7 protein-coding genes are annotated in these 9,301 nt (G+C 46.0%); 1 reads left to right on the top strand and 6 read right to left on the bottom strand.

Annotated features, from left to right (window positions below; all coding sequences use genetic code 11):
• Positions 1-25: 25 nt before the first annotated feature.
• The 6 genes from NV381_RS10710 to NV381_RS10735 form a co-directional block, all read right to left on the bottom strand.
• Complete coding sequence (locus NV381_RS10710) at positions 26-844, bottom strand: ABC transporter ATP-binding protein (RefSeq protein WP_258213263.1); 819 nt, start codon at positions 842-844, stop codon at positions 26-28.
• The gene (locus NV381_RS10715) at positions 834-2,570 is read right to left on the bottom strand and encodes a dipeptide/oligopeptide/nickel ABC transporter permease/ATP-binding protein (RefSeq protein WP_258213264.1); all 1,737 of its coding nucleotides are present in this window, start codon (positions 2,568-2,570) and stop codon (positions 834-836) included. The genes NV381_RS10710 and NV381_RS10715 overlap by 11 nt, the downstream gene beginning before the upstream one ends.
• The gene (locus NV381_RS10720; protein ID WP_258213265.1) at positions 2,567-3,598 is read right to left on the bottom strand and encodes an ABC transporter permease; all 1,032 of its coding nucleotides are present in this window, start codon (positions 3,596-3,598) and stop codon (positions 2,567-2,569) included. Before NV381_RS10720 ends, NV381_RS10715 begins: the two co-directional genes overlap by 4 nt.
• Positions 3,599-3,620: 22 nt before the next feature.
• A complete protein-coding gene (locus NV381_RS10725; RefSeq protein WP_258213266.1) occupies positions 3,621-5,285 on the bottom strand; it encodes an ABC transporter substrate-binding protein in 1,665 nt (554 codons plus the stop codon).
• Positions 5,286-5,322: 37 nt separating this feature from the next.
• Positions 5,323-5,847 (bottom strand): FmdE family protein, encoded by a 525-nt coding sequence (locus tag NV381_RS10730; protein WP_258213267.1) that lies wholly within the window; start codon positions 5,845-5,847, stop codon positions 5,323-5,325.
• A 574-nt stretch (positions 5,848-6,421) separates the two neighbouring features.
• The gene (locus NV381_RS10735) at positions 6,422-7,327 is read right to left on the bottom strand and encodes a LysR family transcriptional regulator (RefSeq protein WP_258213268.1); all 906 of its coding nucleotides are present in this window, start codon (positions 7,325-7,327) and stop codon (positions 6,422-6,424) included.
• A 184-nt stretch (positions 7,328-7,511) separates the two neighbouring features.
• On the opposite strand from NV381_RS10735, the gene NV381_RS10740 reads away from it, so the two are divergent.
• Positions 7,512-8,993 (top strand): oligosaccharide flippase family protein, encoded by a 1,482-nt coding sequence (locus tag NV381_RS10740; protein ID WP_258213269.1) that lies wholly within the window; start codon positions 7,512-7,514, stop codon positions 8,991-8,993.
• The last annotated feature ends 308 nt before the right edge of the window (positions 8,994-9,301 follow it).

A 9,301-nucleotide genomic window follows, 5' to 3' on the forward strand; every position in this document is an offset into this window, starting at 1 on the left:
TGTCATACATTCCCGCTCTTTAAAGCTAGATTCGATTTAAATCCATTAAAGCCTGAATTAAACTCCGGGTGAATTGATGCTGCGGATGATCGATTACTGTACCGGAATTACCGGCTTCGACGATCTCTCCTTTATCAAGCACAAGCAACCGGTCACAGAAATTGCGTGTCAATGCTATGTCGTGAGTAATAAATAAATAGGAGATGCGGTGACGCTCGCGCAGCTGTGCCATTGCCTGCAGTAACTCCAGCCGTAAAGAAGCATCGAGCATGGAAGTAGGTTCATCTGCGACAATGAGACGCGGTCGGCAGATGAAAGCTCTTGCCAGCCCTACACGTTGGCGTTCCCCTCCGGATAATTCATGCGGATAACGGTCAATAAAACGCTCAGGCGGAGTTAAGGATACTTCTTCCAGAGCCTCCAGCACGAGCTGCCTGCGCATGCTTCTGTCCTTGCCCTGCTTCTGAATAATCAACGGCTCGGAAACTAGCTGCTCAATGGTCATACGTGGAGATAATGATTCATAGGGATCCTGAAAGATCATCTGGATCGATTTGGCAGCAAGTCTGCGCTCATTAGGCTTCATAGCTTGCAGCTCTTGTCCCAAGTAGTCCATGCTTCCGCTGTCTGCCTGCTCCAATCCCGCTATAATGCGGCCAATTGTACTTTTTCCGGCTCCGCTAGAGCCAACCAGCCCTACGGTTTCGTTATCTCCAACGGTAAAGTCGACCCCATTCAAAACCGTCACAAGGGAGCCACGGGTCTTATAGGCTTTGCGCAGACCTCTTACCTCTAGTATTCCGGTAGAGTTTGCGGGTGCTTTGACCGTTTTTTTAGCTACCATGCTCTATGCCTCCATAAGAATAAGAGTACTTTGGTTCCTGGTTGCTGCCTGTTAATCTTGGAACCGAGTCAATTAAACGGCGTGTATAAGGATGCGCTGAAATGCGGGCTATTGTATTCGAGGTACCCTGATCAACAATTTCCCCTTGATTCATGATGACAATTCGGTCGGATAATTTTAATACAACCGGGAGATCATGCGAAATGAATACCATGGACAAGCCGAGCTGCTTTTGCAAATGCTTCAACAGCTCAATGATTTCAAGCTGGACCTTGACATCCAATCCGGTTGTCGGTTCATCCGCAATGACAAGGTCCGGATCGTTGATCAAAGCCATCGCAATGATAACCCTTTGGCGCATTCCTCCGCTAAGCTCATGAGGATAGGCGGAACCGCGCTCCGGTGCCAAGCCAACCTGCTTGAGCAGCAGGTTAATCCGGTTGTTCACTTGAAGCTTGCTCATCTTGCGATGGGACAAGATGGCTTCTGCAAGTTGGGCTCTTACGGTCATAACCGGATTTAAAGCATTCATTGCCGCCTGTGGAATGAGAGCTATCCGGTTCCCGCGCAAGCGCTGCATTTCCTCCGCAGACAATGATGTAAGATTGGTGCCGCAGAAGCGGACTGCTCCATCCAAAAGCACAGCCGGCGCCTTCAAAAGCTGAATGATCGAAGATGCTACCGTAGACTTACCACTGCCCGACTCCCCAACAATGCCCAGCACTTCTCCTCTTCCTACTGAGAAGCTTACCGATTTCGCTGCATGAACCATTCCCGATCCTTTAGGATAACCGATAGTTAAGCCGTCAACTTCAAGCACCGGCGCGTGCGAGGAAGAAGTGATTGTGCGGGTGGAGAGAAGGTTCGGAGCCGAAGCTTTTTTTCCAGACAACACGGCAAGATAAGAGCGCAGACGCGGGCTGATAAGTTCCTCCATCCAGTATCCAAGAAAGGAAAATGAAACAACAGTAATGACGATGCATAGTCCTGGAGGCAGCACCCACCACATCCAGGCATCTGTTAAAAATGCACTTCTGGCGTTAGCGTAAAACAATATGCTTCCCCAGCTTTTGGACAATGGATCGCCAAGCCCCAGAAAGCTTAACGAGGATTCCAGCAAAATCGATGTGTTGACCGCACGTACGAATTGAGGAATCAATAAAGGAATGATTCCGGGAAATATATGACGGCGCAGCAAGTAAGCGCCGCTCGCCCCCATGGACTGGGCAGCAAGCACAGGCCCACGGGTCCGCAGGGACATCACCTGCGAGCGGATTTCACGTGCTTTTCCCGCCCACATCACCAAAGTGATAATGAAAATTTGTGTGATGAGGCTTGGCCCCATATATACACCGATGACGATCATTAACGGCAAATATGGAAGTGTTAAGCTGACATCAACTATTCTCATGAACAGATTATCCAGCCAGCCGCCCGAATACCCGGCCAGCAGTCCGATCAAAGCTCCTATCAAGGTTGCCAGGATAGCAGAAGCTATACCTATCAACAGGGAGACTCGGGCGCCTTCTACCAACTCGGCAGCAATATCCTGCCCCATATCGTTAGTGCCTAACATATGGAGCCCGCCAGGTGCTTGGAGTGGCAGTCCAGTCTGGTCATAGGAACTGAATGGAACAACAAGCGGCCCGATAATGGCCAGCAATAAAATAAAGGACAACATAAGAATGCCGGCAATGCCAATCTTTTTGGCCATTGTGTGATTCATGCTGATCCCTCCAACGTCTTTCTAAACCGCGCACGAGGATCAACCAATGGATAAGTCAAATCGGCAAGCAGGTTCGCTGCAATAACACCAACCGTAATCATTAGAAAAACACCTTGCATCATCGGAAAATCCCTGGCCGTGACGCTTTCGAACAGCAGCCGACCGATCCCGGGATAGGAAAATACCGTCTCCACGACTACCGCCCCGCTTACGAGAATGCCAAGGCTCATCGTAATATGGGTATAAACCGGCAGCAGGGCATTGCGAAGAGCATGCCTGTAGATGACTCTCCTTTTGCTTACACCTTTGGCTTCTGCCATGAGAATATAATCTTGACCCAATGTGTCAAGCATCGAGGACCGGGTTAACAAGAAGTAGGTTCCGACTGTAGAAATCGTAATCGTAGCAACAGGAAGGATCATCCGTCGTACGATCTCGATTATATAGGTAACCGTATCCGCCTTAACCAAGGGCACCGCTCCATAAGAGGGCAGCCAACCCAGATTAACGGCAAAAATAGCAATCAAGAGCATCCCGACCCAAAAGCCCGGCATCGATTCTACCGCCAGCATGGAGGTCAGCAGCACCAGATCGCGCCGCTTCCCTCTATTCCATGCCGCGAAGGCGCCGCAAATGACGCCTATGATGGGGCTGATGATAATGGCCGGCAACACTAGCAGAAATGTCCACGGCATTCTTTCGGCCAATACTTGGGTTACGGGCTTGCCAAACTTAGTTGAGCTGCCTAATTGCATAGTCACAGCGCCCATCATGAAGCTGCCATATTGCTCCCAAACGGATTGATCAAGACCCAGTTCGCGATTGATACGCTGACGTTGTTCCGGAGTCAACGTATTTATCTCCTGACCCATAAAGTAGATAAGCGGATCGCCGGGAGCAAGTCGGGGTAAAGCAAAGTTGATCGACAAAGCAATCAACAACACCAATATATACTGCGCGAATTTCCGGCCGAACCATCCGTAGAAGGAACGTCCTGCTGTCTGCTTTGGCGCTGTGCTGCCGTTCATCCGCCCTTCACTCCTCTCCGTCTTATTTGGCTCCCGTTGCCGCTTTCCTTGCTTCTGCAGGCAAGAAGGAATATTTGTGAATAATACCGAAGCCGAGCGACTCTACCCACTGATCATATTTATCCGAACGATAAGCGAAGTTCTGATCCGGATAGAACAATACAATACTAGTCGGCTGACGGTTAAACAGCTCCTGCATCTCAAACGATACCTTCTTGCGTTTCTCCACATCCGATTCCGCCATCCATTTCTCAGTCAGCTTATCCATTTCCGGATAAGCAAGTCCCTTCGTCCATAAATAGCCGGAACGATGCGACATGATGAATTGATCCGGATCGGCCACACCATGCGGTCCAATGCTGCTAATGTACATATCGTACTTTTTGGACTGTGATAACGTTCCGATAGTACCTGAATCCAACACTTCTACAGTAGTTTTGATCCCTACCTTGGCAAACTGCTGCTTGAGCATTTCAGCCGATCGAATCCATGTTGGCTCTGTGGATGCTACTTTAATAGAAAAGTCCAGCTGCTTGCCTGCTTGATTTTCCCTTACACCGTCTCCGTCACGATCCTTATAATCGAGCTTCTCCAGAAGCTCCTTGGACTTCTCGGCATCGAACGGCGTGCTTAAATTCGGGTTCGTCCAGGGAGAATCCGGATGCGGGTAGCCTTTAAGTCCCGGCTTGCCCATTCCAAGGAGAACCGTATCCGTTATCGATTTGCGATCAACTGCCAGAGATAAAGTTTGTCGAAGCTCAGGCTGATTGAACGGTTCTTTTTCATAATTAACTCGGATTTCCGCTAGTGACAGCTCCGACGTTTTGATGACTTTCATGTTAGGCAGCTTTTTAAACGAATCCAGCAGCTCCGGAGAAACGCTTCTGCCTGCCACGTCAATTTCGCCTGAACGCAGAGCATTAAACATAGCTGTAGGGTCTTTAATAATAGGCATAACAATCGAGCCTACAACTGGCTTGCCCATAAAGAACTCGTCATTGGCTTGGAATTTCAAATATTGATCAGTCTTATAATCTACCAGCTTGTAAGGGCCAGTACCGATTGGCAAATCTGTCACTTTTCTTGGATTGTCCACTTTCTCCCAAATATGCTTAGGAAGGATTGGCAAATCCGCCAAAGTAATTCTATCTAGAGTCGGGCAAGGATATGCGCATGTCATGCGAACTGTAGAAGCGTCGTCCAAAGTGATTTTCTCAACCCGTGGAACCTCACTCATATGATGGGTATACCGGTTAGGAGGACCATCACGATAATACTCAAACGTAAATTTCACATCTTCAGCGGTAAATGGCTTTCCGTCATGCCACTTGACACCCGAGCGCACTTTGACAACCCAAGTGAGAGGATCAATCTGCTTGGCCGACTCAGCCAACCATGGCTGTGGAGTTTCCACATACGGTGATGGCGAAAATAGCTTGTCATATACAAGCTCTGTCAAATAATCGTAGCTGCTGGAGCCTGAATAGAAATTCAATAAGCCCGCATCGCCGGGAAGGCCGATTTTCAATTCAGGAATGCTCGCAATGGCTGCCGGAGCGCTTGACTTGGAATCCTGGCCCTGAGCTGGCTGAGCTGCCGGTTGAGCCGCCTGACTGCAGCCTGTTATGGATAAGGTTAAGATAAGAACACAATAGATGTAGACCCTCATCATTTTTTGCTTTAACACACTATAACCTCCGTGATTAGTTATTTTATATTGGCATTTATGAAATTCTTCTTACAGTAAGCAGCTCGACCTGAGGTAAGAGCAATGCGCGGTCCGACAGCTCTTGCTTGATCTTGGTAAACCGCTCTGTATCCTGTTCTGTCATCGTTTTCTCACGACCTTTTTTCAAGAAATCGTAAAATTCCATTGGCAGAAAACCATCATTTAACGAAACTTCCACCGACTTTCCATCAGTCGTAGAAATAACATAAGCATAGGATTGGGCCCGGTGAGGATCGTATTGAGCTGCAGGATAATCAACATTCACCTGATAAGCCCCCCGTGTTACGGCACGAGTCACAAATTCGAATGCATCTCTAAAGCCGGGACCGCCATGACCGGATACGATCGAAATTTCTTTACGATCCGGAGCTCCGCTGCCGAATAGCTCTTGAAATGCCGCCTGCAAGCTGCGAAATCCTACCGCAACAGCCATGAGCGCCAAGTTACCGTGATATTTCTTAATGTCTTGAAACCCGATGTGCAATAATTCCTTGTTATCTTTTATGTAGATAATGGACATAAAAAAACCTCCTATGAAAGTAAATGATTTGTGGGTTGAAGTACCCGCTAATACGCAGCACATGTAACAACACAAAAACAGCTTATCGTAAATGATAATGAATATCAATATCAATAAATGGAATGATTGTAGCCTATAGGACTATTCCTCTAATCAAAACCACAATGTAAACGGTATCATAAAATTTATTAATTCATCCTCTAATAGCAAAAAGAACGGATAAAAGCCATAAAAAACGTTTTGTGGCGTCTTTTGTTTTCATATTTGCGTTGTGCTTTTCGGAGCGATGTAACGGGTTGTGCAGCTTACGGAACGTCAATCCGTTATTTGCTTTGCAACCTATCAAATTTAAGGTTTCACGGAACTACGATGCTTTAATTCGACTCAAACCTGCACAAATGCTCCATTTGGATGCAAATAAAGCACCCTGCTTCCGTTCCACTTGAATGATCACGTGTCCATGGCAAAATAGAGCATCTACGTTCCTACCAATATGGAGGTACGGTATGGTTCATGGTTGCAAATAGGGGGTAAGCTTCGCTCACCCCCAACCCCAAAACTTAGAAAACGTCCTCTACATAGTCAGAGAACGTTTCTTCCCATGGAAATATTGTTGAACATCCTTGCAAAACGCCGTTTCGATTGAATTGAGAAGAGTATGCTTGCGAGTTACATAGCCATTTTTCCGTTTAATACTTAATGAAGACACCGCTCTAGTTATAAGCTTTCCATTATTGATGTCTTCTACAACCGATTGAGAAGGGAGAAAAGCAATTCCAAGCTCCGACTTGACCGCTTGTTTGATCATTTCAAAATTGCTCATTTGTAAAAAACGCACCTTCACCCGTTGCTGCTCTAATTGAGCGGAAATATATTGCTGTAAATAGAGGCTTTGCGGCAGCAGTATATTTTCATTATGTAAATCCCGACAATAAATAACCTTTCGGTTAGTCCACGAATGACCCACTGGCAAAACTAACAGGAAGTCCTCTTCAAAGAGAACCGTTATATCAAACTCGGCCCGAATATATTCATCCTCTGGATAGAGCGGTAAAAAAGCAAAATTCGTCTTCCCTTCCCGTAAAGAGCGTATCAGATCATCATAGCATTGGGTATAAATCTCTAATAATTGCTTGGGATACACATGATGAAAATGTTGAAGGATGTCCGAAAAGAAATAACCGGCAATGTAATTGCTCACATAAATAGACAAATTACTGTCCTGCCTTGAGATATTCTTCATTTGCAACGATGCATCTTCAATGAGCTTGGTTATTTGCTTGGCATATTCCAGCAAAACCTCACCTTGCTTAGTCAATTGAACCGTTTTTCCTGAACGGTGAAACAAGGTGGCATTAAACAGTTCCTCTAGCTGCTGAATATGATTGCTGATCGTTGGTTGGGAGCAATACAGACGTTTGGCCGTATCAGTAAATGACTTACATTCGGAAAGGACGATGAAGGTTTCAATTTTATCCAATATTTTCAGATTCAACACCTCAACAATAACAGACTTTATTGATAAAGATTATCATTCTCAAATCAGGAAGTCAATGGACTGACTTGCACATATGCATACAACAACAAAATATAGTCATTGAAAAGCTACTGCCAATTTTGGTACGATAAAGCGGTAATTTCAACTAAGAAGGTGATGGTTTCACATGCCGCAACTCAAGCTTGCTTTAAAGGACAATCAGCGCTTTTTAATACGGAGCTTTTCCATCATTGTATTAGGCCTTTTTATCAATCAGCTGCTGCAAACCGTAGGAAGTATCATTCTCGCACGTGTCTTAGACGATCCCGCCAAATTCGGTGAAGTGAATCTGCTGCTTCAAGTATTCGGGATGGTCACTCTTTTCCTTAACGTCGGTTTCACCTCTTCACTAGTATATACTTTCTCTACACAGGCAAAAGAAGCCATCCAATCCAAACTTCGGCTGGCATTGCTTGGCAGTGTTTTTTTTGCAGTCGTACTGAGCTTACTCCTTACTATTCTGGCACCCATCTTATCTAATGCATATAAGCTTCCTGAACTCAAAGGGGCACTCATAATAAGCTCTGTAATGTTAGTTTTCAACTCGATTATCAATATTGGGGTATCCTCCTTCTCCGGAAGCCGTGATTTCAAGACACAAGCATTTTTCATGGTTGTCTCGACGATTTTCTCTACATCGGGAACATTGCTAGGCGTATTATGGCCGCTCGGCTCTAACTCAGTTCTATGGGGAGTCTCCTTCTGGATGGGAGTCGGTGCTATACTCGCTGCAGCCTATATATGCTGGAAGGTTGAAAAAGAACATCATCCCGTATGGTGGGGACCTGTCTCTTTTTTGCAGATCAAGGAAATGCTGAAGTACGGCGTTCCGCTCTGGGCAGGAACTATTGCGAAGGCTTTCCAACAGCCTTTTATGGTCATGATGATTGGATCCAGCTCGGTTATTGCCGTTGGGTACTTGGCGAATGGGATTCGAATAACAGGTTTTATCGGCATCGTTACTTGGGCCTTTATGATCGTTACCTTCCCGTTTGTAGCTGAGGTCTCGCGAGACTTGACCGAAAGCAAACGTCGAGGCACGCTTTGTGTCCGATATAATAATTTGATCATGTACCCGCTCACCTTATTGATCTGTTTATATCCAAACCAAATTAACGGCTTCTTGTTCGGCAATAGCTATACCACAGGGGATTCAGCCGCTTATATCCGATTGCTGGCGTTGGGAGGCTTTTTCTCATCCGTTGGACGGTTAGGGGGTAATATTCTTGCGGGTATTGGGAAAACAAAGGCGAATTTCTGGGTAATGGTAGTCGCAGGTATTTTTGTAATAGCCATTGTCCCCTTCATCATATCTTACAATCCCATATGGTCCGTATGGGTTTACACTGGAGGCTGGGCGGTATCCGCACTCTCTATGATCTGGTTCTTTTATTTAGAGGGCTTTCCTTTGAATTGGTGGAAGGCTTACGGAGAACCTTTAATTCCTACTCTAGTTATGGGTGTTTTTATGTTCGTAAGCGGGTTTTCTGGACCTTTTATGATTGGCTTGGTCATCCTTGGTATTACCAGCTTGCTTGTGTTAACTCTCTTATTAGAAGTGAATCCATTGAAGCTGCCCCGCTTCCGGCCTTACCGAGGAAAGTCCTAGCTGTTCGCTTATTTTCAACTAGGCATGCTTATGCTGTCTTTTGTTCACAGCTTAAGTGTAAGAGGCTGTCCCAAAAGGGTATCAGTGAATGAATCAGTCCCAAACTATGTACAAAGACGCCTCCAAAACCACCATGTAAGCGGAAAAGGAAGCGTTTGTAGGGAAATTCTCATCAGAGTGAGGGTTCGAAAATCCAAAAATGAATCCGGCCGCTTTTTGGATGTTACTTAAGTGATGGGGCGGCTGCTTTCAATCTAGAGGAGACCATGATTTGTCGGGGCCGCTGCGGAAGGAAAGAAAATAGATGG

Origin of the sequence: Paenibacillus radicis (ex Xue et al. 2023) (assembly GCF_024722015.1) — a bacterium.
GTDB lineage: Bacteria > Bacillota > Bacilli > Paenibacillales > NBRC-103111 > Paenibacillus_S.